General features: G+C 35.8%; 26 protein-coding genes, 1 other RNA gene and 1 pseudogene. 10 read left to right on the forward strand and 18 right to left on the reverse strand.

Annotated features, from left to right (window positions below; all coding sequences use genetic code 11):
• Positions 1-102: 102 nt before the first annotated feature.
• A complete protein-coding gene (locus tag IGL28_RS08825) occupies positions 103-1,356 on the forward strand; it encodes an NAD(P)/FAD-dependent oxidoreductase (protein WP_438843948.1) in 1,254 nt (417 codons plus the stop codon).
• A gap of 98 nt (positions 1,357-1,454) precedes the next feature.
• Here IGL28_RS08825 and ybaK read toward each other — a convergent pair whose 3' ends face one another.
• The 3 genes from ybaK to IGL28_RS08840 are packed head-to-tail and all read right to left on the reverse strand — an operon-like array spanning position 1,455 to position 3,902.
• On the reverse strand, positions 1,455-1,940 hold the full coding sequence (ybaK, locus tag IGL28_RS08830; protein WP_025480513.1) for a Cys-tRNA(Pro) deacylase: 486 nt from the start codon (positions 1,938-1,940) through the stop codon (positions 1,455-1,457).
• 26 nt (positions 1,941-1,966) lie between these two features.
• A complete protein-coding gene (aroD, locus tag IGL28_RS08835) occupies positions 1,967-2,716 on the reverse strand; it encodes a type I 3-dehydroquinate dehydratase (RefSeq protein ID WP_010737845.1) in 750 nt (249 codons plus the stop codon).
• Positions 2,717-2,729: 13 nt separating this feature from the next.
• A complete protein-coding gene (locus tag IGL28_RS08840; RefSeq protein WP_010737846.1) occupies positions 2,730-3,902 on the reverse strand; it encodes a class I SAM-dependent rRNA methyltransferase in 1,173 nt (390 codons plus the stop codon).
• Positions 3,903-4,131: 229 nt separating this feature from the next.
• Here IGL28_RS08840 and IGL28_RS08845 point away from each other — a divergent pair, with 229 nt between their 5' ends.
• The 3 genes from IGL28_RS08845 to IGL28_RS08855 all read left to right on the forward strand — a co-directional run bounded on the left by IGL28_RS08845 (position 4,132) and on the right by IGL28_RS08855 (position 7,823).
• The gene (locus IGL28_RS08845; protein ID WP_010718413.1) at positions 4,132-6,273 is read left to right on the forward strand and encodes an LTA synthase family protein; all 2,142 of its coding nucleotides are present in this window, start codon (positions 4,132-4,134) and stop codon (positions 6,271-6,273) included.
• A 328-nt stretch (positions 6,274-6,601) separates the two neighbouring features.
• Positions 6,602-7,330 (forward strand): hypothetical protein, encoded by a 729-nt coding sequence (locus IGL28_RS08850; protein WP_010737848.1) that lies wholly within the window; start codon positions 6,602-6,604, stop codon positions 7,328-7,330.
• Positions 7,317-7,823: a hypothetical protein gene (locus IGL28_RS08855; protein WP_010718415.1), complete on the forward strand. Its 507-nt coding sequence runs from the start codon at positions 7,317-7,319 to the stop codon at positions 7,821-7,823. Before IGL28_RS08850 ends, IGL28_RS08855 begins: the two co-directional genes overlap by 14 nt.
• Before the next feature lie 216 nt (positions 7,824-8,039).
• Here the strand turns inward: IGL28_RS08855 and IGL28_RS08860 are convergent, their stop codons facing one another.
• The 3 genes and pseudogenes from IGL28_RS08860 to IGL28_RS08870 all read right to left on the reverse strand — a co-directional run bounded on the left by IGL28_RS08860 (position 8,040) and on the right by IGL28_RS08870 (position 10,530).
• On the reverse strand, positions 8,040-9,482 hold the full coding sequence (locus tag IGL28_RS08860) for a sensor histidine kinase (RefSeq protein ID WP_010718416.1): 1,443 nt from the start codon (positions 9,480-9,482) through the stop codon (positions 8,040-8,042).
• A complete protein-coding gene (locus IGL28_RS08865) occupies positions 9,482-10,198 on the reverse strand; it encodes a response regulator transcription factor (RefSeq protein WP_010718417.1) in 717 nt (238 codons plus the stop codon). Before IGL28_RS08865 ends, IGL28_RS08860 begins: the two co-directional genes overlap by 1 nt.
• Positions 10,173-10,530: pseudogene (locus IGL28_RS08870) on the reverse strand (SdpI family protein). Before IGL28_RS08870 ends, IGL28_RS08865 begins: the two are co-directional and overlap by 26 nt.
• A 142-nt stretch (positions 10,531-10,672) precedes the next feature.
• Between IGL28_RS08870 and IGL28_RS08875 the strand changes: the two are divergent.
• Together IGL28_RS08875 and ssrA are read left to right on the forward strand one after the other, a co-directional pair.
• Positions 10,673-11,446, forward strand: a complete 774-nt coding sequence (locus IGL28_RS08875) for a Cof-type HAD-IIB family hydrolase (protein WP_010737850.1) — start codon at positions 10,673-10,675, stop codon at positions 11,444-11,446.
• Between the two features lie 281 nt (positions 11,447-11,727).
• Positions 11,728-12,095, forward strand: a transfer-messenger RNA (tmRNA) gene (gene ssrA / locus IGL28_RS08880).
• Between the two features lie 417 nt (positions 12,096-12,512).
• Here the strand turns inward: ssrA and IGL28_RS08885 are convergent.
• Positions 12,513-12,734 carry a hypothetical protein gene (locus IGL28_RS08885; RefSeq protein ID WP_081127933.1) on the reverse strand — a complete coding sequence of 74 codons (222 nt, stop codon included), beginning with the start codon at positions 12,732-12,734 and terminating at the stop codon, positions 12,513-12,515.
• Positions 12,735-13,349: 615 nt separating this feature from the next.
• Between IGL28_RS08885 and IGL28_RS08890 the strand changes: the two genes are divergently transcribed.
• Entirely contained in the window at positions 13,350-13,829 is a 480-nt protein-coding gene (locus IGL28_RS08890; protein WP_010718422.1) for a hypothetical protein, read from the forward strand.
• A 357-nt stretch (positions 13,830-14,186) separates the two neighbouring features.
• On the opposite strand, the gene IGL28_RS08895 is transcribed toward IGL28_RS08890, so the two are convergent.
• The 4 genes from IGL28_RS08895 to IGL28_RS08910 form a co-directional block, all read right to left on the reverse strand.
• Positions 14,187-16,103, reverse strand: a complete 1,917-nt coding sequence (locus IGL28_RS08895) for a MucBP domain-containing protein (protein WP_081127935.1) — start codon at positions 16,101-16,103, stop codon at positions 14,187-14,189.
• Between the two features lie 455 nt (positions 16,104-16,558).
• Positions 16,559-16,846 carry a putative quinol monooxygenase gene (locus IGL28_RS08900; RefSeq protein ID WP_010718425.1) on the reverse strand — a complete coding sequence of 96 codons (288 nt, stop codon included), beginning with the start codon at positions 16,844-16,846 and terminating at the stop codon, positions 16,559-16,561.
• A gap of 15 nt (positions 16,847-16,861) precedes the next feature.
• Positions 16,862-17,500, reverse strand: a complete 639-nt coding sequence (locus tag IGL28_RS08905) for a nitroreductase family protein (RefSeq protein ID WP_010718426.1) — start codon at positions 17,498-17,500, stop codon at positions 16,862-16,864.
• A gap of 27 nt (positions 17,501-17,527) precedes the next feature.
• Positions 17,528-17,932, reverse strand: coding sequence for a MarR family winged helix-turn-helix transcriptional regulator (locus IGL28_RS08910; RefSeq protein WP_010737892.1), 405 nt, complete (start codon positions 17,930-17,932; stop codon positions 17,528-17,530).
• 254 nt (positions 17,933-18,186) lie between these two features.
• Here IGL28_RS08910 and IGL28_RS08915 point away from each other — a divergent pair, with 254 nt between their 5' ends.
• Together IGL28_RS08915 and IGL28_RS08920 are read left to right on the forward strand one after the other, a co-directional pair.
• Entirely contained in the window at positions 18,187-18,483 is a 297-nt protein-coding gene (locus tag IGL28_RS08915) for a hypothetical protein (RefSeq protein WP_415270637.1), read from the forward strand.
• Entirely contained in the window at positions 18,480-19,049 is a 570-nt protein-coding gene (locus tag IGL28_RS08920) for a transposase (protein ID WP_415270638.1), read from the forward strand. Before IGL28_RS08915 ends, IGL28_RS08920 begins: the two co-directional genes overlap by 4 nt.
• Positions 19,050-19,152: 103 nt before the next feature.
• Here IGL28_RS08920 and IGL28_RS08925 read toward each other — a convergent pair whose 3' ends face one another.
• From IGL28_RS08925 to IGL28_RS08950, 6 genes are all read right to left on the reverse strand, one after another.
• A complete protein-coding gene (locus tag IGL28_RS08925) occupies positions 19,153-19,416 on the reverse strand; it encodes a hypothetical protein (RefSeq protein ID WP_010737894.1) in 264 nt (87 codons plus the stop codon).
• 158 nt (positions 19,417-19,574) lie between these two features.
• Positions 19,575-20,060, reverse strand: coding sequence for a GAF domain-containing protein (locus IGL28_RS08930; RefSeq protein ID WP_025480112.1), 486 nt, complete (start codon positions 20,058-20,060; stop codon positions 19,575-19,577).
• Between the two features lie 162 nt (positions 20,061-20,222).
• Complete coding sequence (budA, locus tag IGL28_RS08935) at positions 20,223-20,933, reverse strand: acetolactate decarboxylase (RefSeq protein ID WP_081127937.1); 711 nt, start codon at positions 20,931-20,933, stop codon at positions 20,223-20,225.
• Positions 20,934-20,945: 12 nt separating this feature from the next.
• Entirely contained in the window at positions 20,946-22,610 is a 1,665-nt protein-coding gene (alsS, locus tag IGL28_RS08940; protein WP_438843949.1) for an acetolactate synthase AlsS, read from the reverse strand.
• Positions 22,611-22,781: 171 nt separating this feature from the next.
• Positions 22,782-23,276: a GNAT family N-acetyltransferase gene (locus IGL28_RS08945; RefSeq protein ID WP_081127941.1), complete on the reverse strand. Its 495-nt coding sequence runs from the start codon at positions 23,274-23,276 to the stop codon at positions 22,782-22,784.
• A 166-nt stretch (positions 23,277-23,442) separates the two neighbouring features.
• On the reverse strand, positions 23,443-23,556 hold the full coding sequence (locus tag IGL28_RS08950) for a putative metal homeostasis protein (protein ID WP_010718433.1): 114 nt from the start codon (positions 23,554-23,556) through the stop codon (positions 23,443-23,445).
• A gap of 203 nt (positions 23,557-23,759) precedes the next feature.
• Between IGL28_RS08950 and IGL28_RS08955 the strand changes: the two genes are divergently transcribed.
• The gene (locus IGL28_RS08955; protein WP_438843950.1) at positions 23,760-24,425 is read left to right on the forward strand and encodes a helix-turn-helix transcriptional regulator; all 666 of its coding nucleotides are present in this window, start codon (positions 23,760-23,762) and stop codon (positions 24,423-24,425) included.
• 254 nt (positions 24,426-24,679) lie between these two features.
• On the opposite strand, the gene IGL28_RS08960 is transcribed toward IGL28_RS08955, so the two are convergent.
• On the reverse strand, positions 24,680-26,098 hold the full coding sequence (locus IGL28_RS08960; protein WP_034700793.1) for a cation:dicarboxylate symporter family transporter: 1,419 nt from the start codon (positions 26,096-26,098) through the stop codon (positions 24,680-24,682).
• Positions 26,099-26,105: the final 7 nt, after the last annotated feature.

Consider the following 26,105-nt stretch of genomic DNA (forward strand, 5'->3'; position numbering starts at 1 on the left):
CCTTTTATAATCTTCTTTTATTTTAGCCTATTTTTATTAGATGCTCAAAACATTTCCTGCTTTCTTTTCATAAATATGCTACACTTTCTCTGAGGTGAGGAAATGGAAACAACCTATGATGTGATTGTAGTCGGTGCTGGAACTAGTGGTATGATGGCTGCAATTAGTGCGGCTGAATATGGCGCAAAGGTTCTCTTAATTGAAAAAAATAAAAAAGCTGGAAAAAAATTATTAATGACAGGTGGCGGAAGATGTAATGTCACGAATAACCGTCCAGTTGATGATTTGATTGCTCATATTCCTGGAAATGGCAAATTTTTATACAGTACATTTTCCCAATGGAATAATTTTGATATCATGGAATTTTTCGAATCTCAAGGTGTTCATCTAAAAGAAGAAGATCATGGTCGGATGTTCCCTGTGACGAATAAGTCAAAAACGATTATCGAAGCCTTGATCCATCGTTTAAATGAATTAAATGTTACGATGCTCTTTGGCACCCGAGTCGAAAAATTAGTGCATAGCGACGGAAAAATCTATGGTGTACGAACGGAATTTGAAGAATTTCAATCCTCTTGTGTCGTATTAACTACTGGGGGGCGAACCTATCCGTCGACTGGTTCTACAGGTGATGGCTATAAAATCGTTAAAAAAGTCGGTCACACTGTCACACCCTTGTATGCAACAGAATCTCCACTGGTTTCTGAAGAAACTTTTATCAAGGATAAAACCTTGCAAGGATTATCTTTACAAGATATTTCTTTAAGCGTATTAAACAAGAGAGGTAAAGTTATCACCGAACATGTTATGGACTTGCTTTTCACTCATTTTGGGATTTCTGGACCTGCGGCATTGAGATGTTCAAGTTTCATCAATCAAGAGTTGCAAACGACTGGAGAACCTGTCACGGTCGTCTTAGACTGTTTTCCGAATCGTTCGCTTCAAGAATTGATCAACGAATTGACTGCTAAAAGCCACCAATCGAAGAAAACATTGAGTAATGCTTGGCATGGCTTTTTACCTGAACGCTTGCTTCTCTTTTTCCTTGAAAAAAGTGGATTAACGGAACAAACTGGTAGTCAAACGACAGAAAAAGAGATCCAACAATTTGCGGAGCTTTGCAAAAGTTTTTCTTTCAAAATAACCAAAACTTTTGCCATCGAAAAGTCTTTTGTGACTGGTGGTGGCGTTTCACTAAAAGAGATCAATCCAAAAACATTAGAAAGCAAATTGGTCAATGGATTATTTTTTGCTGGTGAATTGTTAGATGTTAATGGGTATACTGGTGGTTTCAATATTACTGCGGCTTTTGCGACTGGACATGTAGCAGGAATGAATGCCGCTTTTCTTAGCTGATTAAATGAAAACAGTAACGAAGGGAGTAGAAGATGTCTTACTCTTTTCGTTACTGTTTTTTCTTTTTTTGTTGATAAACTGATGAATTTCCGACTGCATCACAGTACAAGATCAGCAAAAGTCCCTTTAGTTAAATCACAAATGGCTTGAGGTGCTAGCTCCATTTGGTGTCCTCTTTTTCCTGCTGATACAATGATCGTTTCTTGTGATTGTGCTGTTTGTTCTAAATAAGTAGGAAATAATTTCTTCATCCCAATTGGCGAGCAGCCGCCACGAATATAACCAGTGGTAGCTTCTAAGTCTTTCAGATGTAACATTTCTACTTTTTTGTTTCCAGATACTCTTGCTAATTTTTTTAGATCTAACTCTCGATTACCAGGAATGACCGCTACGATCGTTCCTGTTTTGTTTCCAACCGCTACGAGTGTTTTATAAATGCGGTGTTCACTTTCAGAAAGTTGCTCAGCGACAGAAGATGCACTTAAATGTGCTTCATCCCAAGCATACTCATGTTCAGTATACTTGATTTTCTTTTGTTCTACTAAGCGGATCGCATTTGTTTTCACTTGTTTTTTCTTTGCCAACATTTTCACCTTCAAATTAGATTGTTTCAATTTAATAATTTGATTATTGATTTTAGTTCCTTTACAGTGATTTGTCCAGGTGCTGATGCTTTTTCAGAGGTTAACGCACCAAAGGTCATGACCGAACCAGTCAAATTTCCCGATAAGCGCGAAATCATTCCGAGCTGTCCCATTGACATTGTAATCAGAGGCATGGACACAAACGCTCCTGCCCGTCTCGTTAGCTCCATCAAACGTAACACATCTCGTTCGTTATGGGGCATTACCGCTATTTTACCGATATCTGCACCAAGATGTTCCATCATATTCAATTGATACAATAAGACTGGATCAGCTGGTGTCTCTTTAAAATTATGACTGCTGATAATCATCGGGATGTTGCGCTGTTTGATTTCTGCTAACAACTCTTTTTCAAGGCTTTCAATTTTGTCTAATTCTAAATCAACCATATCGACTAAACCAGAGCGGATCATCTGTAGGTACAACTCGTGATATGCTCGGATCGTTATATCTCGTTTGCCACCTTCTGCTATTGTTCTAAAAGTGAAAAGCACCGGTAACCCATCGAGCATCTCATGGATCAGTACCAACGTTTCTGTGACTTTTTCATATTGAAAGACATCTTCATAATAATCAATTCGCCACTCCACTAAATCAGCACCAGCTTCTTTGGCTAAAATCGCTTCTCGCAAAAGTTCTTCACGAGTGTCTCCGATCATTGGCGCACAAATTTTAGGATGTCCTTTTCCTAAGTTTAGTCCTTTCACTTGCACCATCTGTCCTCCCCCCTTATTTCCTAATTTGATAGATAAATACTTTTAAATAATCCCCTTCTGGAAAGGCTTCAATGGTTTGGAAATCTTGTGGTAATCGAAAACGAGTGATTTCTTCATATTCAACATTGGCTAGCATTAGTTCATTTTCGATCATTTTTTTGAACTGATCGGTACTCACGTTAGCTGCGTTCGTTGAAGCGATAAGCGTTCCCTCGTCCGATAAAATAGCCAAGCTATCTTTAACCAATTCGCCATAATCTTTGGCTACTCGGAACACTTTCTTTTTGTTTCTCGCAAAACTTGGAGGGTCAAGCACAATGAGATCATAAGTCAGCTGCTTTCTTTTAGCATATTTAAAATAGGCAAAAACATCCATCACAATGATTTTTTGTGTCTGAAGATCCAAACCGTTGATTTCAAATTGTTCCTGTGTTTTTTTCAAACTTCGCTTTGCTAGGTCAACACTAGTGGTCTCCAAAGCACCACCCATTGCTGCCGCAACTGAAAAAGCCCCAGTATAGCTAAACATATTCAAAACAGACTTTCCTAGACCAAGTCCATCGATCAAAGCTCCTCTGACTTCTTTTTGATCTAAAAAGATGCCTGTCATCAGCCCTTCATTCAAATAAGTGGCGTAAGAGACGCCATTTTCTTTGATGATTAAAGGTTCAGGAGCTGTTTCTCCATAAACATACTGACTTTCAGGAAATTCATTTGTTTCAAAACGGATTTTTTCGTAAGCACCCTTTATCTCAGGATAAACTTGTTGAAACGCTGAGAAGAGCAAATGGCGGTAAGTATAAAGAGTTTCATTATACCAAGAAAATACTGCATAGTGTTCATAATAATCAATGATCAGACCACCGATGCCATCCCCTTCTCCGTTAAATAAACGAAATGCTGTTGTTTGTTCATCTATGAAAAAAGCTTGTCTTTTAGCTTTAGCTTCAGAGAACTTTTTCTCAAAAAATGCCTGGTCAAACGTTTCATTTTGTTGACTCAAAACCCAACCGATTCCTTTGTTTTGTTTACCTAAATAGCCCTTAGCTAAGAAATTATCTTGTTGATCAACCAATTCGATCCACTGCGTGGTTTCATTGTACGACTGGACCAAATCTTCCTTTTGAATCAATGGATAACCGTTCTTGATACGATTTCCTGCTTTTTTCTTAATTTGTACTTTCATTGACTCACCTACTTTACCTTTATCATTAATCAGTATACCAAATATTAAGCAGGCTGTCTTAGTGCTAGCGTTCACAAAAGAATAAGAAATCCTTAATCACCAGTGTAAGCGTTTGGTTTCGATTGACACTGGATTTGCGTACTAGTAAAATAGGATGGAATATGTAGTTTGAGCAATCATAACTTCATAACACTCTGTAAATGAGAAGAGTGGGGAAAGGGAGATTACATTGAGACGAATAAAAACACCCGCCTTTTTGAATAAAAGGCTCGGATTTTTTTCTTTATTAGCTGTTTTACTTTGGCTAAAAACAATTTTTGCCTATTTGTTTGATTTCAATTTAGGCATCGAAAGTGGCATACAATACTTTATACTGTTTATCAATCCGATCGCTACCACGTTGTTGTTAATGGGGATTGCGTTATATGTGAGACGGACGAAGGCGTCTTATATTACAATGATGGTCATTTATTTCCTATTGACTTTACTGGTGTTCTCTAACGTAACTTATTATCGTGAGTTTACGGATTTTATTACGATCAATACCATCTTGGGAGCAGGAAAAGTAGCTAGCGGACTTGGCGAAAGTGCTATTCGCTTATTTAGACCATATGACGTCCTTTATTGGATCGACTTTATCATTGTCGCTGCATTATTGATAACCAAAAAAATCAAAATGGATCCACAACCGATTCGTGCACGAATGGCTTTTGCGATCTCGACTTTGTCAGTCATGATTTTTTCTGGAAATTTATTTTTAGCAGAAGCCGATCGCCCAGAATTATTGACTCGTACTTTTTCTAGAGATTATTTAGTCAAATATTTAGGTATCAATGCGTTTACCGTCTATGATGGTATCCAGACTTACCAAACGAACCAAGTACGAGCAGAAGCAAGTCCTAATGATCTGAAAGAAGTAGAAAGTTATATCAAAGATCACTATGCTGAACCAAATGATGAAACATTTGGTATTGCTAAAGGAAAAAATGTGATTTATATCCATTTAGAAAGTTTCCAACAATTCTTGATCGACTATAAACTAAAAGATGCCAATGGTGTAGAACATGAAGTAACGCCATTTTTGAATAGTTTATATCATAGTAACAGTACATTTAGCTTTGACAATTTCTTCCATCAAGTTAAAGCAGGTAAAACCAGTGATGCTGAAACCTTATTTGAAAATTCACTATTTGGTTTAAATCAAGGATCGTTATTCACTCAATTAGGTGGAAAGAATACCTTCCAAGCTGCTCCTGATATTTTGAGTCAGACACAAGGTTATACGAGTGCCGCCTTCCATGGTAACGCTGGTACATTCTGGAATCGTAATGAGACCTATAAAAAATTAGGTTACAACTATTTCTTTGATGCTTCTTATTATGATGTCAATGACGACAATTCATTCCAATATGGATTGCATGATAAGCCGTTCTTCCAACAATCAGTACAATATTTAGAACATTTACAACAACCTTTTTATTCTAAATTTATTGCGGTATCTAATCATTATCCTTATTCTAAGTTTACAAACGAAGAAGCAGGCTTCCCGCTAGCTACGACAAATGATGAAACGATCAACGGATACTTTGCAACAGCGAATTATCTCGATACAGCAGTTGAAGAATTTTTCAACTATTTGAAAGCTAGTGGTCTTTATGATAATTCTGTCATCGTCCTTTATGGTGATCACTACGGAATTTCTAACTCTAGAAATAAATCGTTAGCGGAACTAGTGGGTAAAACAAGTGATACATGGACCAACTTTGACAATGCACAAATGCAACGAGTTCCCTACATGATCCATCTACCTGGACAAACAAACGGTGGAATCAATCATACCTATGGCGGACAAGTGGATGCATTACCTACTCTACTCCATCTGTTAGGAGTAGATACCAAAAATTACAATCAGCTAGGACAAGATCTCTTTTCTAAGCAACATGATCAACTTGTTACTTTCCGTGATGGTGATTTTATTACTCCTAAATACACTTATTATGGTGGAACGATTTACGATAACAAAACTGGACAAGCCATTACAGAACCGACTCAAGAAGTTCAAAATGAGATTGATGCATTGAAAGAAAAAGCGAATAAACAGCTAGCTGTTTCTGATCAAATCAACAATGGTGACTTACTCCGCTTTTCTACAGATACTGGGTTAGACCCAATTGAAGCAAGTCAATTTGATTACAAAAACGGCATGAAACAGTTGCTTGAAAAAGAAAAAGAACTAGGTGACAAATCAACAAGTGTCTTTAGTCAAAACAATAACCAATCAACAAAAGATCTATATGAAACCAAAACTTACCAACAAATAAATGGGACACAGACGAGTGATTCAGTTCCTTCTTCTGAATCTGATAAATAGCTAGCCTTTCTTTCAAAAGGATTACGTGCCCATAGAAGTAATGATTATAAAAGCTAAGATTGACGAAAACCAATTCTTGTTTTTCGTTAATTCTTAGCTTTTTTCATGCACTTTAATTTGAGTTACTCTGGCGTTTTTCTAGAAAATAGAGCTTAAATTCACGTATTAGAACCATCCATGAACATTGGATTTTATTCACAAAATATAGCGGAACAGTTGATTTATCGTCATTTTCGTTTATTAAAAAATAGGGATTTCCTGATTTTACTATATGAATTTCATACTTTATTCATATTCATTTTCTATAATTTAAAATGAGGTGAAAGTGATGAGAATACTCCGCTATTCAGTTGCAAGAATGCGTTATTATAAAAAACAGACACTTTTTAGTTGCTTATTTACAAGTGTCACTGCTTTTTTATTGATGCTTGTGTGTAACTTATATCATTTACAATCAACACTTTATGCACAAATTGAAGATCGTCTTAGTTTCTTGGACACGACGTCCTTAAAAGTACACTTTCCGTCTTTTCTATCAGTGAAACAATTTTATGTCGAGCTGATCTTGTTGTTACTGTTCTTGTTTGTTGGCGCATTTATCTTTTTCTTTCAGCGAACATTAAAACAAGACCAACGTGAATTGATCAACTGGCGTTTAGCTGGTTTATCGAAAACTAGAATTTTTCTTTTGATCATCTGGCAAATGATCTTACCATTACTGATCTGTTGCACACTCTTATTTATTGGAATTGTGCTTTTTCAAAACATTTATCAAGCACTGTTACAACATCTTAATTTTTGGAGTCTAAGATTATTTGAATTACCTGACACCCATTCACTTATATCGACTACTCGACCATTAGCCATACCGATGGATCAACAAACTTTTTTTAAAATTGATTTTGTAAACGATGCTTTTTTCTTCGATACGTTTAAGAGTTTCCTACAAACGGTTGGCCTTCTTATCTCCATCAGTCTATGCATTAGTCTCTTACAATTTACGATTTTCTATCAACGTTTAAAAAAAGGTAAGGTGATCTTTCATGAATACATGTAAGCCAATAATGTCTTTAGGAGAATTAGCTGTTATTCTTTGCCCAAAAGCAAAACAAGAAGAACTATTAACAGCGCTAAAAGAGCAAGCGATTGTATCGAGTCCCAAACAATTACTTATCGTCCAAAAAGATTGGCCTCTCTTCCCTTATTTAAAAACCAAAGATCAAGTACTACTGAATTTATCTGAAAATAAAAAAGAACGTTTATCTTTTCAAGAAATGCTCAAGATTGATCCAGCACTTCTTAACAGAGAACCTGATCAACTCTCTCTTTTTGATAAAATCAAACTTCAATTGTTGCATGCGTTACTTGCTAAAAAAGACAAACTCATCATTGAAGAAGTGCTGGATGAACTTAAAGTAATTGAAGCACAAGAAATTCTTGATCTATTTGATTATCTAGTCAAAAACAAAAAAATCGCCATTCTATTACTGACTCATGATGAAACCATTGCTCATAGTCAGTATGTCGACCAAATCTATGATGAACGATAAAAAGAGGTCGTGGAAAGAGCAACTCGACCTATGTAATAAGGATGAAACTCACAGCTTCCTATGTTTTGAGAGTTTCATCCTTATTGCCGAAGATCAGCTCTTTGAACACTATTTAGCTCCTCTCTTAATTGTTGAGGAGTTGTTTCTTGAACGCCGTTTATTCGTTTTTAGAGATACTAAAAGAGACTGAACCAAGTTTTGGATCAGTCTCTTTGTTTATTTTATTTCTACATCTGGTAATTTAACTGTAAATGTTGTTCCTGTCCCCAATTCGCTTTCTACTTCCAGCTTTCCTTTATGAAGCCGAACTAACTGTTGAACGATTGGAAGTCCTAGACCTGATTCCCCGTATTTTGTATTTTTTCTTGAGGGATCAACTTTATAATAACGGTCCCAAATACTCTTCATTTGTTGTTCAGTCATTCCGATACCTGTATCCTTAATTCGGATAATCGTTTCTAGATAACCTTTTTCTAAAGAGATCGTGATCGTTCCATTTTCTGTAAATTGAATCGCATTTTGGATGATATTCACCATGATTTGCACAAATCGGTCATAGTCTGCATACACTTCCACATCGTCTTCTGCTTGTAAAACTAAAACATTCCCTGCAGCTTCTGCTTTTGTTTCAAGCTGTGCCACAATATTTTTCAATGTTTCTGTACCATTGAATCTTTTAATAACCATACTGATTTGATTGGTTCTGATTTTTTCATAGTCTAGATTTTCGTTAACTAAGCGTATCAGTCGTTCTGTTTCATTTTTCATCAAGTTGATCGCATTTTCTCTTTGGTCTTCAGGAATTGCATTATATTTTAGACCTTCAAGTAATCCGTTGATTGTGGTTAGCGGCGTACGCATTTCGTGAGAAGCATCTGCCATAAATTGTCTTCGGCGATTTTCTTGCTCTTCGATTTCAGCCTGAGATTCTTTTAAAGAATTCGTCATTTTGTTGAAGTCATCCGCTAATTCATCAAATTCATCTTTATCATGAACTGGCAATTGGACATCAAAATTTCCATTCGTGACTTCTTTCGTTGCATTACGTAAACGATTGATCCTTTTAACCTGAAAAGCAGCAAACGCATAACTCGCTAATATAGCAACAATACTTGAAAAAATAAAACCTTTAAACAGATTCAATGTGACCGACCGAACACTATTATCGATATTTTTAGCCGGTTGACTAACAACCAAGCCACCATAAAATTCATGATTTAAATTAAAAGGTACTAAGGCATAAGACGTCGCTTGATTTTGTCCTAGTATATTTTTGTTGGAGGTAAATTTTACTTGTCTTCCATGACGCAGATTATCCCATTGTTCCGCTTTAATCGTAAAGTTCAATACCACATTATCAGTAGGATAAATGACCCGTTCGTTCTTATCGATAAAAATAAAATTGACATTTTGTTCTGATAAGACTTGTTCCGTTAATAATAATGCATTTTGAAACGCTTGATCTTGGCTTAATTGAGGAAACGTGTCTGTGTATGTCTGTGTTGTCTTCTCGACAGATTCTGCATAGCCAAAAAGTTGTTGGTAATTATTTTCTTCAATGGTTTGCTTAGTCAGTTGCGTAAAAGAAACACCTACGATCAAAATAATCATCGCGATCATTCCGCAAAAGGCTAATAACTGCTGGTAAAGATAGCGCATTAGGCCACACCAGAATCATCAAATTTATAACCTACGCCCCAAACCGTTTGAATGACTTGTGGTCCAACCTTTTCGATTTTTTGTCGAAGCTTTTTGATATGCGCATCAACCGTTCGTTCATCACCAAAGTATTGATAATCCCACACTAATTCCAGTAATTGTTCCCGAGAGAATACTTGGCGTGGTTTTTTAGCTAGTGTAAATAGTAGATCAAACTCTTTCGGTGTCAAACCTTCGATTGGTGCTTTATTTAAATAAGCTTCACGTGTTTTTGTATTCATCTTAAAGTGATCTGTTTCGATATCGAAGTGATCGTCCGAGTTGTTTGTTTCTTCTTTTACCTCTACCAATTCACTACGACGGTGTAAAGCTTTCATTCGGGCAATCAAAGTTAGTGGGCTAAAAGGTTTGGTCACGTAGTCATCTGCGCCCATCTCTAATCCAATAACCTGGTCACTTTCAGAATCACGAGCTGTTAACATAATGATCGGAACTGTACTAGAGACTTTCCGAATTTCTCTTCCAACAAGCATACCATCCATCGTTGGCAAGTTCAGGTCTAAAGTGATCATGTCCCAGTAATTCGGTCTTTCTAAAAAAGCATCTAGACCTTCTTTTCCGTCATATTTAAAAGTTGCTTCCCATCCTTCATTCAAAAAAAACATCTGCATCATTTCAGATACGGATTGATTATCTTCTATCATTAAAATATTCATTTTTTATTTCCTCCAATACTATCATCGAGTTCTTGTAATTTTTTTTCAGTTAAGATAAAAATCGGCATAATTGGAAAAACTAAAACCAACATCTCGATTATAAAATAGTTTGTCTGTCCAGTTAATTTTAGTAAATAGCCGATCAAGGCCATCAATAAACCGAAAATAAAAAAATATTTTCCACTTGTTTTTTGTGCTAACCGCCAGTGAACATCGGATTTTGTGGCTCGCGGTGAGTGGTAACCATAAAAAGGCAGATTCCCTTTAGAAGGGATAAAAAGAAACAAGCAACCTAGGATAGTCAAAAATACTCCGACAACTAAAAAAATCATATAATCCCTCCTAAATCTCTCTTTCTAGTATACTCTAAAAATTAACTTGAACCAATATATTCGGTAATTCTTCACGAAAGGTTTGTCTTTTGTTCATTCTTTGTTAAGATAGGGGTAATCGAATAAAAAAGGGGTTTTTTTTGTGTCAAATTATCGTGCAATTACTTTTTTTGATCTTGATGGAACACTGTTAGATGCTCAATCAAAAATCACACCAGAAGTGGCCGAAGCAATGCAAGCACTACAGGCAAATAACGTCCTGCCAGTCATAGCAACTGGACGAACTGAAGCTGAAATCAAACATATCATGTCAGATGCTGGTATTTCCTCTGCAGTTACGATGAATGGTTCTTACATCAGCGTGGATGGTCAAGAAGTTCATTCTGAAATAATCGCAACCGAAGACTGTCAAAAGATGCTCGAACATGTCCAAATACAAGGGCACCAGCTCTCATTTTATAACCATCAACATATTTGGTGTACTGCACACACACAAACGATGATTGATGCCTATAACTTTATCCATTCAAATGTACCAGAAATCAATCCGCAAGCTTATTTGGATCATCCCATCAATATGTTACTTATCCTCTCTCAATCTGGGGATGAATATTATCATGAACAATTTCCTGATCTGACTTTTTATCGAAATGGTCCTTACTCGATTGACACGGTCAAAAAAGGAATCTCGAAAGGCGCAGGAGTGAAACGTCTAAAACAAGAATTAAACCTTGTTGATGTGCCTACATTTGGATTTGGTGATGGACCAAATGACTTTGCACTGTTAGAAGCATGCGACAACAAGATCGCGATGGGCAATGCTTACAATGATCTCAAAGAACTATCCACTTTTATTACAAAGAAAAACACTGAGGGCGGAATCGTTCATGCGCTCAAACATTTTGACTTGATTTGATTTTTAATCGAAAAACGATGAAATTCTGCTGATAAGGATGCTAGCTAGTAGAAAGGTAATTCATCTAGCCAATATCAGGTGAATGTTGAAAACTTTTTAACTAGATACGATGTATATTTCCGAGTAACTGAGAGATGATTTTTTACAGTATTAGCTATTGAGAATCATCTCTTGATACTTCGGACGATTTGCTTTTTCCGTGATCGTTTCTCATTGAAAAAATTCAATTTTGTGCTATAATATAAATTGTATGAAAAATACACGTAACCCTTGTTTATAACGGGGACGTTACGGATTCGACAGGCACAGTTTGAGCTTGAATTGCGTTTCGTAGGTTACGTCTACGTTAAAACGTTACAGTTAAATATAACTGCTAAAAACGAAAACAACTCTTACGCTTTAGCTGCCTAAAAACAGTTAGCGTAGATCCTCTCGGCATCGCCCATGTGCTCGAGTAAGGGTCTCAAATTTAGTGGGATACGTGACAACTTTCCGTCTGTAAGTTGTTAAAGAGATCATCAGACTAGCGATACAGAATGCCTGTCACTCGGCAAGCTGTAAAGCGAAACCACAAATGAGTTGACTATGAACGTAGATTTTTAAGTGGCGATGTGTTTGGACGCGGGTTCGACTCCCGCCGTCTCCATTGTGAGATTTCGGTAGATTTCACTAAATGCCTAAATCCTTATTTTAAAAGGATTTAGGCATTTTTTATTTTCGGTAGTTTTCGTTAAATGAAATTTATTCAAGCTCATTTTCAAGCCCGAAAGATTCATCTCTCACGCTGATTTTTCATTGGGCCCCACTCAACTATTTTTTGATTCATACTAAAATTATATGGAAACAAAAGAGTTGAGACAAAATAGTAGCAAGAGATAAGATGGAATTTCCGAATTCAATTACTTGGAAAATCTAGTCCTATTTTTTCCATAGCACAGAAAAAGATTACGTTACTGCTAGTCGTATAAAGATTGCTCTGGTGATTCACCTACACTTTTGAGGAATAGCTACTAATAGTATATCGTTGGTAATGCTAAAAATTTCACTGCATTTTATGATTATCTCATCAATCGTCAATTTCAAAAACATCATCATCTAATTGATTGAAAGACGTTTTGCTTCCCAAATCCAGTTCGTCTAATACATCTTTAGCTACATTGAAGAAACAATAAGTTCCCAAAAAAAGTAGCAGAAAAAATGGAACAGTGACTTTTCGCCTTTTAATTGCGCCATACATCAAGAGTAAGAATGCTGAAATAAAAAAGATAAACATAAATATTAGAAACATACATACCCCTCCTCATTTAATAATTGATTATAAAAGATAGGAACTGGCCTACTACCAAAGAAAATCAACGATGTGTAAAACCAACTCCTCAACGATAGACCTCGACTTTCTAACTAAAAGATATTTTGAAACTTGTTTACATCATTTCAGCGCTCACTACATCATTTAATACCTTTTTATTTTCCAATAGTTTAACCAAAAATATACAAATTTTTTTCCTTTTTTTATAATTATTTCTTTGAATGAATCATTTTTTTGTTTTCAGAAATTGAAATACGCTGTACATTATCTTCTCAAGTTTGGTTTGGATTGGTCACTGAGCAAGATCAATTCTCTCTCTTCAATTTCTGATTGTCATGAAATCAGATAAGCTTTAAACTTAACTTAGAGATATTCACAACGAGAAACATGTTTCATCTTTGAATGGTTGCGTTATTTCTGATAAGAGAAGAATAATTTGATCCTGAACGAAAGGAGCCCACGTTTTCAATCTTTATAAATTATCTAAAAAGCGGGAGATTATTTATCTAATTTAAGCACTCGCAACTCTTTATTTGCTTAGAGGGCAAGTCTTCTTCTCTTGAACACTAAAGAAAATAGAAAGGAGGAAAGCAAGTGAAAAAAAAGAGCGTTCGTTTATTGGTTTTATTCACATTGTTGTTACTTAGCGCATGTGGATGTCAAAGGAAAAAAGACGAGCAAGCAAATCGTTTAGTTAAGGATCTAAAAGCAAATGCATGGGTAATTGAAGGGACGGACTCTACTGATGATCCCAAAATGACCCTTACCTTTTCTAACCGTAAAGCTAGTTTTAACTTAGATTTTTCAAGTATCGATTACTCTGTAGACGATGAATCCAATAGTGTACATATGAAGAAATTTATCAAACAATTCAGTAAGCATATAAAAGAAGAGTTTCGTTATACGATTAAAGGAGATATAATGACTTGGAAGGAACTTTGGTCTAAAAGTGACATCATGTCTTACAAAGTCAGTAAGAAGAATGAAACGATTATTCTCACTCCTTTAAGCGAGGAAGAAACTACGGAGACAAAAAACCTCGTGCTTATCCCTTACAAAAAAAATACCAAGTAATGAAAGATAAAATTTTATTATCTAGTCTCATTATAAAATTGAATGATTCTGAACATTTTCCTATACTAACGATTGAATCTAAGCATTCCCTGCTGACTGATACATATAAAGCGCATAATTTGAACAATAAGCAACCTTGAATTAGTTAGATTTTGGTTATTTCTCAGTCATTATGACAAAGTTTACTCACATAGATCAATAAAGAATTAACGGTTTTATCCGATCCCGAAAAAATAAGTATCCTGTCCGCTATCACTGCCAGTAAATAGGAAGCGAGAACAAAAACACAGGCCCTCGGAAGTATCTAGATACTTCTGGAGGTCTGTGTTTTTTTAGTTATTTTTCATTGAATGATTTTTAATCTTGTTTTATTCTATTTTTTCTCTTTAATATGTAACTGATCCCCATTACCGTTACTAAAAGTGCCATTCCTAAACTGCGCAATAAGCGATTTTGTTGCTCTCCTGTTTTTGGTAAAGTAGCTTTTCCAGATACGGTGGTTTTGGTCGTACCTGTAGAATTATTTTTTGTGGTGCTACCATTTTTTGAAGTTGACGTTTGATTTGATTCTTTCTTTTCGGTACTTTCTTTATTTTTATTCGTTTCAGTTGCGGTATCCACTTTACTTTGATCTTGTTTGTTGTCGTCATTCTCAGTTGGTTTATTTGTTTGATCCGTCTTTTCTTGGCGTGTAATTTCTGAGATGACTGATTTTTCTCCGGCTTCATTTTCTGTATAGTATTGAACTGTTTCCCCATTTGCTACAGCTTTAGATAAATAAATCGTCGTCGGTTCTTCTACTTTTACATCTACTAAACGAGAAGAATTGACCTTTTCTTGTTTGGCTTTTCCGATGATTTCCCCGTTCAAAACAACGTACATCGTTGTTCCTCCTGGAATAACCGCCGTCATTTGTTTTCCTTCTGTACCATAAATGAAAGCAACGTTTTCTGCTAACGCTACTGTTGTTTTGATTTTCTTATAGATAAACGTGATCGTGTTTGTTCCCTTTTCAATCATGATTTCTTGTATCGCTAACTTTGGATTAACTAGTTCATATCCTTTGATTAGCAACGCTTCTTCTTTGTGAAGCTTCCCAATCTCTAAATCAGTTATTACTTTTTTCTCCGCAATTGATTGACCTTGCTCATCGATATATCGGACAGTCAGATCGGCTTTTTCATTTTCTGACGGTGATGTTTCTTTGGCTTTATATATAAATGTAATGGTGTTGCCATCACTTTGTACTTCTATCGTTTGGACTTTGGCACTCAGCAATTCGTATCCTTCGATAAGTAACGCTTCTTCCGTATATGTAGAGCCGACTTCTAAGTCTTGGATTATTTTATCATTAGCAATCGATTGACCATGCTCATCAATATATTTCACAGTCAAATTGGCTTTTTCATTTTCTGGCGGCGTTGTTTCCTTAGTTTCATATATAAATGTAATGATATTGCCTTCGCTTTGTATTTCTATCGTTTGGACTTTGATACTCAGCAATTCGTATCCTTCGATAAGTAACGCTTCTTCTGTATGTGTAGAGCCGACTTCCAGGTCACTTATTATTTTATCTTCAGCAATCGATTCCCCCTTCTCATTAATATACTTAACAGTTACAGCTGCTTTTTCTTTAGTCACTGGATTTTCATCATAACGGAAAGTAATGATATTGCTATTTGGATCCTCGGAAACATTGATTGTATAAGTTTCAGGCCCTACGATCGTGTAGCCATCAATCACCAGTGCATTTCCTATGTATTCTGTTCCAATCTCTAAATCATTAATTACCGTAGGTTCGGCAATCGGTTGACCAGTTTCATTATGTAAATACTGCACAGTGACTGATGAGAAGCTTTCTTCAGGACTATCTTCAATTTTTTTATAATAAAAATTGTGATACATCTCTGGCGTTTCCATATAAATAATCACTCTATCTGGAGAGATCAATTCATACCCTTCTACAATTTCAGCGAATAAGGTTACATTGTTTCCGACAAAACCGAATTCCTCTGAAAACCAAAGTGCTTTTTGTGTATCTACATCTACCCCAATGACAGATACCCGTCCTATTTCCGGTTCAGGCATGGATAGGTCCAATGTTCCTGAATCATGTGGTGGTTGCACCTCATCAATTATTTCGATTTCACTTACTGCGTTGGATGCTGCCAATACGTTAGGTGCTAGCAACCCCACTACAGTGGTCATCAGCAATGCTGAGTTCATAATTGTTTTCATTTTTTTTATTTTTTTATTTTGCTTTCTTTTCGTCATTTAATTTATCTGCTCCCCCAGTTATATTTGAAATTTCGCTAACCTAGCTTTTTCTTACTTTATTCTAAGGTTGGTTACTTTTATTTATGTACTTGAATCCGATTATCCTCCTCCTTAAAAAACGTTATTTAAAATAAACAATAGTAGTTTAACCTACATATTAATGTTACCTGTAACATATAAGATTCGCAAGATTATTTTATTATTAAAACAAGGTTTTCTGTGTGTTAAAATAAAAAAATATCTAGTTAAGAAATTAAAATTATGATTTTTACATTCTTAAAAAAATTCACAAACGTTATTTAAAATCCGATTATGTTTATTTAGTAAAAATGATTGATTAACAAAAAAAGCCCGTCACGGTAAATGATTAATCATTTTACCATGACGAACTGGAAATTATTTAGTTACATTTTATAAAATAGATTTAACACATAACTTCTTTAATCAAAAAATTAGTTTACTGTTTGAGAAACATTTATTTCTGTCTTCTTACTACTATACTGACTCATATTTTTAAATAATTGTTGAAGTAACGGACTTTGATTGTGTCCTTCAATCGCTGCTTGATCACGCCAATTTTCAACCATGACAAATTCATTTTCAATATCGATTGATTCGTACAATTGATAGCTTAAGCACCCGTCTTCTTTTCTTGTACTTGCAACAAGTTCATTGACTTCCGCAAGAAATTCATTTCTTTTTTCTGGTTTGATTGAAAATTTTGCATTGATAACGATCATTTTTCCACACTCGCTTTATTTAAAAGTTGTAATTTTTTCTGGAGCCAATCGAACAGATTCATATCCTTCTTCTACTGCTTTCCCAACAGATAAGATCATCACTGGAACATAACGTTCTTTGTCGAGATCAAAAGCTTCAGCCAATTGGTCTGCTTCGAATCCCCCGATTGGATTTGTTTCATAGCCGTGACTACGAGCAACTAGCATGAATTGCATTGCAGCTAAACTAGCATCAATTTTCACAACGTCATTCATTTGTTCACGTGTAAAGTTTTGGTAATAAGGAAGGATCGCAGCAAGTTGTTGGTCTCGGACTTCTGCCGGCATCTTACCTTCTGCTACTGCTTGATCATAGATTTCTTCCCCATATTCGTAGCAGTTCATATCTCCAAAGATCATGACCATAGCTGATGAAGTATCATTTTGTCTCGTATTAAAACGGATCAATGGTTTCAATTTTGCTTTTGCTTCTTCACTTTCTGCCACCACAAAACGCCATGGTTGCATATTAACTGAAGATGGTGCTGTTGTTGTTTCTTGTATCATTTCTAACATTTCTTCATGAGAAATCTTAACCGTTTCATCATATACACGAACGGATTTTCTTCCAAATACAACACTTGAAAAATCATTGTTTACTAATTCTTTGCTCATTTCTCTCTCTTCTTTCTCCTAATGTAGTTAATAAAGTTTATTCAATAATTTTGTTAGTTCGGTGATTTCTTCATCGGTCAACGAAATGCACAAAGAGTCAGCGGACTGTTGATGATTATTTTCACACTTAGCCAGTTCTCGTTTGGCTGTATCCGTCAGTAGAACAAATACTTCACGATTATTCGCTGGATTGCGTTTTCGTGAAACATAGCCTTTTTCTTCCAATATCTTCAAATGTCTAGAGATAGCTGCATTGTCTATTTTCAGATCTGTTTGAATTTGATTTTGTAAACATTTGCCTTTTTCCCATAAAAACATCAGCATTTCATATCTCGTCAAACTGAATCCAGTTTCTTTCTCGAACAAAGCTGATCCTTCTTGACTGATAATTTTGATTTTATAGAGTAACTGACTGAGTTTTCTTAAATCCATCTCCATCCTCCTTCCGTTGACTTGTCAATTATTGACTTATCAATAATATAAATGTTTTAGTGAGACTTGTAAAGCATAAAAGTTTGAATAACAAAAAAAAAAAAGAGAAAGCTATTCCTCTTTCTCTTTTGGCTCTATACTTTTTGATGTTGGTGAAATTCACCAACATCTTTTTTATGATGTAAAAATATAGAAAAGACACCCTGAAATCCTTTAGAATTAATTTGGCTAACCAATTCATAGGAGGATTCAAGATGTCTTATACTCAGCTTATCAAAGATACCCTAAATATTCTAGACCTAACTATCTATTTCGAGGAAAATTATTTAACCAAAGAAAGATATAAAGGGCAAATTTGCTTGATTTACAAAGGTACTCTTCAATACACGCCCGAAGAGTATCCACATTGTCTCAAACCGACGATTGCCTTATTTAGAAAGCTGTTTTCTCGATTGTCCTTAGCGACTCGAAAAGCTGTTGAATTCATTGTTATTGATAGGTATGTGCCTTATGTTTCATTGGTTAAAAAGCTTTTCCCAATGCTCAGTTGATTATTGATCGTTTCCATATTGTCCAACATATAGGAAAAACTTTTTTAAACCACCGAGTGAAGGAAACCAATGCACGACTTAAAAGTACTTCTCAATACCAACGTGGGCTTGATAAAAAAATGAAACGTTATTGGAAACTCCTACAAAAAGAAGAAGCAAAGTTGAACTATGAAAAACGGGTTTGGCGTGCCAGTTTCAAAGATTACTTAACTGAAAGTGAGATTGTCGACCGATTGTTAGCTACTTGTACCAATCTACGACAAGGCTATCAGTTATACCAAGTTTTTCTTTATGCAGTAAAGAAAAGAGATCATTCACTATTTGAGGACTGTTTATCTAGAGAAGTCAGCCAGCTACCTGAAACTTATGCGACAACTTTGCGAACATTTAAAAAGTTTCTGCCACAGATCCGAAATGCCCTCCGCTACAGTTATTCAAACGGACCACTAGAATGTTTAAACAACCCTATTAAAGTATTAAAACGCAACGCTTATGGGTTTCGAAATTTTTATCATTTCAAACGACGAATCATTATCTGTCACGGTAAAACTATTTTAACCAAATAAAAAAAACAGAAAGAAGTTTTTCTTCTTTCTGCCCAAATTATTCTAAGATTTCTCTTTACCAACATCATTTGACAAAGAGCCTCTCTTTTAAACTATTTTTTATTTATGAGACAAGCGCTGGTTCATAAATTTTTGAAGAAGTTTCAAAAATGGCTTCTATAGTAGTTAAATCATATACATCCGCATATTTCGCAACCACTTTCCCACATTTTTCTAATATTTCTTCATGATCACTTTCTTGGTATTTTTCCACACATAACACGATACAATTTTCTAATTTATTAATGACTTCACCTACTACTACATGCTTTAAACCGATTGGCTTACACGCATATTTTTGTCCCAAAATGATTTCTTCGTTATTCATATCTCATCCACCTTTAATCGTTCTAACATTTTATAAAATGATAATAGCATTAAAATTAGATTATGAAAACCAAAAACCATTATAATTTTAGAAAAAAATCAAAAGAACGACTTTTTCGAGCGTTCTTTTGATTTCACTTATTAAAGTTATTGAATTTTTTAAGAAATAACATCTAAAGGCACGATATCAATAAGCATTTCTACGTATTTCTCAAGATATTCTTGATCAATATGATCATACCCGCCTGTTACACCACAATCAATATCTAGAACGCCAATCAGATGTCCTTCTTTGATCATGGGCACAACGATTTCAGATTGAGCTGCAGAATCACAAGAAATATAGTTTTCATGTTTCTTAACGTCATCAACGATCAATGTAGTTTTTGTTTGTGCTGACTCACCACAAACCCCTTTTCCCATTGTGATCCTAGTACAAGAAACACGACCTTGAAATGGACCCAAAATCAATTCTTCGCCATTATATAGGTAATAACCTGCAAAAACTGTTTCTGGTAATGTCTCGTTCAACAAAGCAGAAGAATTCGCTAAATTTGCTAGCCAATGATCTTCTGCCTCTAATAATCCTTTTTGCTGTAATAATAAAATTTGATAGGCATCTTCTTTTTGCTTTTCTGTCCACAACATCTCAACCACTCCTTCTATGAAAAAATTATAGCTTAGAAATGATTTGCTGACTAGTCATTGAGAAAAAAATGACCTTACTAGACAGAAAGACGGGAAAAGAACATCCTTCAAATATAAAATACTTTCATTATTAATTTTTAGCACGGACTCATTAGAAAATTATTCTGCTTGCTGGATCTCTTGTTCCAAGTTTGCATAATCTATTGTCGTTCCAATAAACGTTGGATCATCGCTGGGAAAATGTTGAACAAGTGTTTCGATTTTACTGATTTCGACAGTGCCTTTTGTCAGCTCAAAATCAATGACATGCCCTCCGAATTGTTTAGCTTCATCGATATAGTGCAAATGAAATCCAGCAGCTGCTACTCCTTGAAACAGTTTTGGCGTATAAAATCCAACTAACGTTCCTTGACTATTTGTTTCATGAAATTCAGGTTGAGACTCTGAAATTTTTGCTAATCTTCGGTAAGGCTTTTCTTGTTTTGGCATAATACGTGTGTGAACTGTTTTAAACAGCCCAGTAATTTTTATCGCTAAGAATAAGTTATTTCCTGCTTGACTGGCTAAAATTGATTGTTTTAATTCTTCGCCTTTTGTTTGATTTTCGACTTCAAAACGTTCATCTGTAATGAATGGGGTGATTGCTGCATAAGGAGTGGTTTCTTTTCCTGTCAGCTTAACAACTACTCCATCGGAACGTCCTTGATAAGCTTCACCATCTAGGAAGATGACTTCCCCATCTAATCCATGTAGCGTTCCCAAACCTAAAGTCCCGTGTTTGAGTATCTGTTCAATCGTCTCAGTACCATCCATTAGTCCTGCCATCAATGCTCCTAGTGTTCCATGTTGAAAAAGTATTCTTTCACTCATCTTAGCATCTCCTTAATAGAATTGATCTGGTAAAATCGTTTCACCAAGTTTTTCATTGTCACGGTAGTCGATTGGAATATCGATGATAACTGGACCTTGCGTTTTAAATCCTTCTTCTATTGCTTGTTCCAACTCAGCGACAGAGGTCACACGAAGCCCCTTAGCACCAAAAGCTTCTGCATATTTTACAAAATCAACTGGGCCAAAATCCACACCGGAAGCTCGTTGGTATTTCATGATCTCTTGAAATTCCACCATATTGTAACGACCATCGTTCCAAATCAAATGAATGATCTTCAAATTTTTACGAACAGCTGTTTCTAGATCTTGAGCAGAAAATAAGAAACCACCATCACCAGATACCGAAATGATTTGTGTCTTAGGACGTACTAATGCAGCGGAGATTGCCCATGGCAAAGCAACGCCTAGTGTCTGCATCCCATTGCTAAATAATAGATGTCTTGCTTCATAACTTCTAAAATGACGTGCCATCCAAATGTAGTGACTACCTACATCTACAGTAACAGTCATCTCATCTGTCACTTTATTTTGGAGTGTATTAATGACTTCTAGAGGATGCAAAATTCCTTCGCAGTCTTTTGTTGGCACAATATCACGCTCAGTTAATTTATTTTGCAAAAAGGCTAAGTATTCTTTCGCATCACGTGACACTTGATGCGGTGTTAAAGAATCCGTCAACAGATCCAATATTTCAGAGATATCCCCGATTAATTCTCTTTCTGGCTGCATGTAAGAATCAATCTCAGCTGGTGTTTCATCAATAACGATTACTCGAGCATCTTTTTCAGCATTCCAGTTTCTTGCTTCATATTCGATTGGATCATACCCAATCGCAATCACTAGATCACTTCGTTTCAATAACATATCTCCTGGTTGATTTCTAAACAAACCGACTCTGCCAAAAAAATAGTTTTCTAATTTTCTAGAAATCACACCAGCGGCTTGGAAAGTTTCCACCACCGGCAAGCCTGTTTTTTCTACTAATCTACGGATCGCTGCTGTTTCTTTTTTACTTGAACCTCGCATCCCAATTAATAAAACAGGTAATTTCGCTTCTTGAATACGTTCCGCTAAATAATCGATATCGCCAGCAGAAGCAGAACCTAATTGTGGATCTTTTAGAGGTTTGATGACTTCATTTTTTACAGTCGCATCTACCACATCTTGTGGGATACTAATAAAGCTTGCTCCTTTTTTCGAACTTTTAGCCATTCGATAAGCATTGGCAATCACTTCTGAAATTGTTTCTGGATCTTGAATTTCTGCACTATATTTAGTGATTGGCTGAAATAAAGCAGCATTGTCCATGCTTTGATGAGTTAATTTAAGTAGATCGCTTCGTTTGACTTGTCCTGCAATTGCAAGAACCGGATCACCTTCAGCCGTAGCGGTCACTAGCCCAGTTGCTAAATTACTAGCTCCAGGACCACTAGTAGCAATGACGACGCCTGGCTCGCCTGTGATCCGTCCAATTGCTTGAGCCATAAAAGCGGCATTTTGTTCATGTCTCGTAACGATTAATTCTGGTCCTTGATCTTCTAACTCATTAAACACCCCATCGATTTTTGCTCCTGGAATCCCAAAAACATATTCGACTTGGTGATTCGCTAAACTTTCTACTACAGCTCTAGAACCTTGTTTCATTTCATCATCCATTACAATATTACTCCCTTTTCATTAAACATTCTCTCGAAAAACGCTTTTTTATTAGTACAGTTTTATAAACTGTTTCACAAAAAGAGTGTAACACAAATTTTTTCATTTGTGTAGTAATATGAAAAATAAGCTGTAGTTTCAGAAAAATCCATGAAACTACAGCTTATTTGATTAGCGATACGATTTTCCCCAAATAGCTAACCCAAGCAATCTCTCATCGATTTGCGCAACTTCAGGCAGTAGCCCCCATAAACAATAACCATTTTTTTCAAATAAACGTTGACTCGCTTGATTACTATCGAAGATAAAGGCTAGCACAGTCTCAATACCTAAGCCAAGGAGCTGTTTTTCTACAAAGTCCATAGCATACTGCCCAATGCCTCTATGTTGATAGGCCTCATCAATATAAATACTGATTTCTACCGTTTGATCATATGCTGGTCGTCCATAAAAATCACTCAAACTGATCCAGCCAATGATCTCCCCTGCTTCTTGCATGATCCATAGCGGACGTTTCTTAGGATCATGGGCTTCAAACCAAGCCACTTTATCTTCCATCGTTATGGGCGCTACATCGGCAGTTGATTGTTTTGTTAAAATCGATTGATTGTAAATTGCCACGATACGAGGTAAATCTTCTATAGTTGCTATAGAATAATGGATCATATAGTACACACCTTTTTTCGTTTAAAAACCATTATACCAGTTAAAATTTTGAAGACAAGAATTGACTGATAGAATTATCACGTTCTTTCACCAAAACAAACCCATTTAATCATCTATCGTTTACACCGCCCAATCAAATACGTTTTGTTTTGACAAATGGCAGTTTTTACTTATTTTTATTACGTTTGTATTGATGAATGATTTTTAACGCTCTTTTTTTCGTTTTGATATTGGGGCTCTTTAGCCGACGATAGGCACTCGCTAAGTCTTGTTTTTCCATTGCTTTCTCCCTTTTTCAAGTCTATTTTTATCAAATAAACCGTTCACGAACTTAAATAGTAATGATTACGATTTATACAAACAATATAACTTCCCCCAAAAAATTTGTCAATAAAAAATAAAATGAAATAACGATTATTTTATAATGTAAACAGCAAACAAAGATGGTATTATAAAGTAACAAAAAATTATCAAGGTGAGAAAATGAATAACACTCAATTAACGCTATATATATCCCTGGTCAAATTCCTCGGACAAGCTTTAGGGGAAAACTATGAAGTGGTTCTTCATCATCTGGAAGAAGGTCATTTTCATATCGCTGCCATTGAAAACAATCATATAAGTGGACGAGATATCCATTATCCTGTTACTGGTTTCGCTTTAGAAATGGTGCGCTCAAAGAAATATCTTAAACAAGATTATTTAGTCAACTATGATGCACAAACAATCAATGGGAAAAAATTAAGAGGTGCCACTTTTTTTATACGCAATGATCAGCAGAAGATAGTCGGATTACTTTGCATTAATCAAGATATCAGCAAATATCAGTCACTCTCAAAGGAGATACTCGCATTAGCTGGCTTATCAACAGAAAAACAACCACTTGCAGTGTTTGATACGAATCACCTCCCCGAATCCGTTGAGATCTTGGAAGAAACCATTGAAGGGATTATCTACTCTATCGTCCCCTCCGATCTCTTGGACAAACAAACTCCTTTAAATAAAGAGTTGAAAATTAAAATCATTCGCCAATTAAATGAAAAAGGAATCTTCCAAATCAAAGGCGCTGTTTCACAAGTGGCTAAGATTCTCAACATATCAGATCCCAGCGTTTATCGTTACCTGAAGATTGCTGAAGGAGAAAAGTAAAGAGATTGCGAAAGCATCGGTTACCTCCAATGACAATAAGCAAGCATTTTTTAACAGCTTCTCAGACATGATGAACTTTGAAACTAAAGACGGCACTCCTCTTCACTAAGGAGTGCCGTCTTATTTCTTGGTTGTTTCACTTTTGAAACAGGCGAAAGCTATAGTAAAAACGATCTAATCAGCGAGTTGGTATCAACTCATTACCTAGATATCATTTCATCACTAATTGAACACATAACTTTTCCCATTGTCTATTACTCTTCTTCATTTTTTTTATTCAATGGTGCCAAAAACGCTTGTTTATCAAATGTTCCTTCCCACTTATCTACCATAATCGCAGAAACCATTGAGCCTGCGACGTTCAACATGGTACGTCCCATATCAACAATCGGATCGATACCAAATATCGCTCCAATACTTGTGATCGTGTGTCCAAACCCTAAGCCATTAAGAGTAACTGTCGCAGCAACGGTCGCCGTACCAGGTACACCAGCAATTCCGATGGATCCTACCGTAACGACAACGACCACCAAGAAATAAAAGGATAGATCCATTTCTGCGCCAACAGCTGATCCCATTAAAACACCAAGCATAGCAGGGAATACACCAGCACATCCATTCATACCAATCGAAGTTCCTAAAGTAGCAACAAAATTTGCCGTTTCTTGAGACACACCTAGATCTTCTTCCAGATTTTTCAAAGTATAAGGTAAAGTTCCTACACTTGAACGGGAAGAAAAAGCAAACAATAGTGTCGTAAATGCTTTTTTGTAAAAAACAATTGGATTCACACCCATGAATAGTAATAAAATGACATAAACGATCAACATCAAAAGAACGCCAGTATATAGAGCTGCAATAAATCCGATCATTCCCATAATTGCTTGAATCCCTCTAGAAATAATTGTATTACTTACTAAAGCAACAACCCCATACGGCATCAACTTGATCACGTTAGTTAAAACGGAAATGACGGTTACTTTTAATGAGTCCAACAACGTAACAAAAGGTGCCACTTGATCCGGTTTTTTGACTTGTAAGAAGCGAATAGCTCCAGCAAACATAGCCGCTATGATCACAACCGATACAATACTCCCATTGTCCCCCATCACACTAACTATATTGTTAGGTATCAGTTTCAAGAAAAATTCCGGGAAACTTTGCGAAGCAATATTACTAATACTTTCTGCTTTGTCTGCTGCCAAGTCTCCAGCAAACTCTGCACCGTTAAGCCGATAGAGTTTGACAACCGCAATCCCCAATGCCGCAGAGATAGCCGTAGTCCCTAGTAATGTTGCAAAAGTTTTTCCCGTCAAATATTTTAACCGTTCTCCTTTGACATCAATCACTACTTTGATAATCGATAAGAACACGACAGGAATAGCTAGCAACTGGATCATCTTCAAGAATCCTGAACCAACTAGGGCATACCAGGCATTGATTTCCGTTCGAGCAAATTCGGTATAAATTTCGCTATCGGAACCAATCAAATCAATGACAACCCCTAAAAGCAAACCAAGAATAAGAGCATAAATCATTCGTTTAGAGAAATTAATCCGTTTGTCTTTCAGGTACTTCATTACCCCGAGGGATAGAATCAGCAAAGCGATTCCTCCCGCAGTATAATAATTACTTACTTTCAGAAATTGAGTAAAAAAAGGTGCATCGATCAATTTATTC

Source organism: Enterococcus sp. AZ077, assembly GCF_051714965.1.
Lineage (GTDB): Bacteria > Bacillota > Bacilli > Lactobacillales > Enterococcaceae > Enterococcus_B > Enterococcus_B hirae.

What these genes read in the sequence shown, in the direction of transcription:
- IGL28_RS08925 (WP_010737894.1), bottom strand. Translation starts at nt 19,416, where the DNA reads ATGAATAACGAAGAAATCATTTTGGGACAAAAATATGCGTGTAAGCCA.
- IGL28_RS08900 (WP_010718425.1), bottom strand. Translation starts at nt 16,846, where the DNA reads ATGATCGTTATCAATGCAAAATTTTCAATCAAACCAGAAAAAAGAAAT.
- IGL28_RS08860 (WP_010718416.1), bottom strand. Translation starts at nt 9,482, where the DNA reads ATGCGCTATCTTTACCAGCAGTTATTAGCCTTTTGCGGAATGATCGCG.
- IGL28_RS08840 (WP_010737846.1), bottom strand. Translation starts at nt 3,902, where the DNA reads ATGAAAGTACAAATTAAGAAAAAAGCAGGAAATCGTATCAAGAACGGT.
- IGL28_RS08945 (WP_081127941.1), bottom strand. Translation starts at nt 23,276, where the DNA reads ATGATCCATTATTCTATAGCAACTATAGAAGATTTACCTCGTATCGTG.
- IGL28_RS08955 (WP_438843950.1), top strand. Translation starts at nt 23,760, where the DNA reads ATGAATAACACTCAATTAACGCTATATATATCCCTGGTCAAATTCCTC.
- IGL28_RS08825 (WP_438843948.1), top strand. Translation starts at nt 103, where the DNA reads ATGGAAACAACCTATGATGTGATTGTAGTCGGTGCTGGAACTAGTGGT.
- budA (WP_081127937.1), bottom strand. Translation starts at nt 20,933, where the DNA reads ATGAGTGAAAGAATACTTTTTCAACATGGAACACTAGGAGCATTGATG.
- IGL28_RS08915 (WP_415270637.1), top strand. Translation starts at nt 18,187, where the DNA reads ATGTCTTATACTCAGCTTATCAAAGATACCCTAAATATTCTAGACCTA.
- IGL28_RS08885 (WP_081127933.1), bottom strand. Translation starts at nt 12,734, where the DNA reads ATGTTTCTAATATTTATGTTTATCTTTTTTATTTCAGCATTCTTACTC.
- IGL28_RS08865 (WP_010718417.1), bottom strand. Translation starts at nt 10,198, where the DNA reads ATGAATATTTTAATGATAGAAGATAATCAATCCGTATCTGAAATGATG.
- IGL28_RS08910 (WP_010737892.1), bottom strand. Translation starts at nt 17,932, where the DNA reads ATGGATTTAAGAAAACTCAGTCAGTTACTCTATAAAATCAAAATTATC.
- IGL28_RS08895 (WP_081127935.1), bottom strand. Translation starts at nt 16,103, where the DNA reads ATGACGAAAAGAAAGCAAAATAAAAAAATAAAAAAAATGAAAACAATT.
- IGL28_RS08850 (WP_010737848.1), top strand. Translation starts at nt 6,602, where the DNA reads ATGAGAATACTCCGCTATTCAGTTGCAAGAATGCGTTATTATAAAAAA.
- IGL28_RS08905 (WP_010718426.1), bottom strand. Translation starts at nt 17,500, where the DNA reads ATGAGCAAAGAATTAGTAAACAATGATTTTTCAAGTGTTGTATTTGGA.
- IGL28_RS08950 (WP_010718433.1), bottom strand. Translation starts at nt 23,556, where the DNA reads ATGGAAAAACAAGACTTAGCGAGTGCCTATCGTCGGCTAAAGAGCCCC.
- alsS (WP_438843949.1), bottom strand. Translation starts at nt 22,610, where the DNA reads ATGGATGATGAAATGAAACAAGGTTCTAGAGCTGTAGTAGAAAGTTTA.
- IGL28_RS08855 (WP_010718415.1), top strand. Translation starts at nt 7,317, where the DNA reads ATGAATACATGTAAGCCAATAATGTCTTTAGGAGAATTAGCTGTTATT.
- aroD (WP_010737845.1), bottom strand. Translation starts at nt 2,716, where the DNA reads ATGGTGCAAGTGAAAGGACTAAACTTAGGAAAAGGACATCCTAAAATT.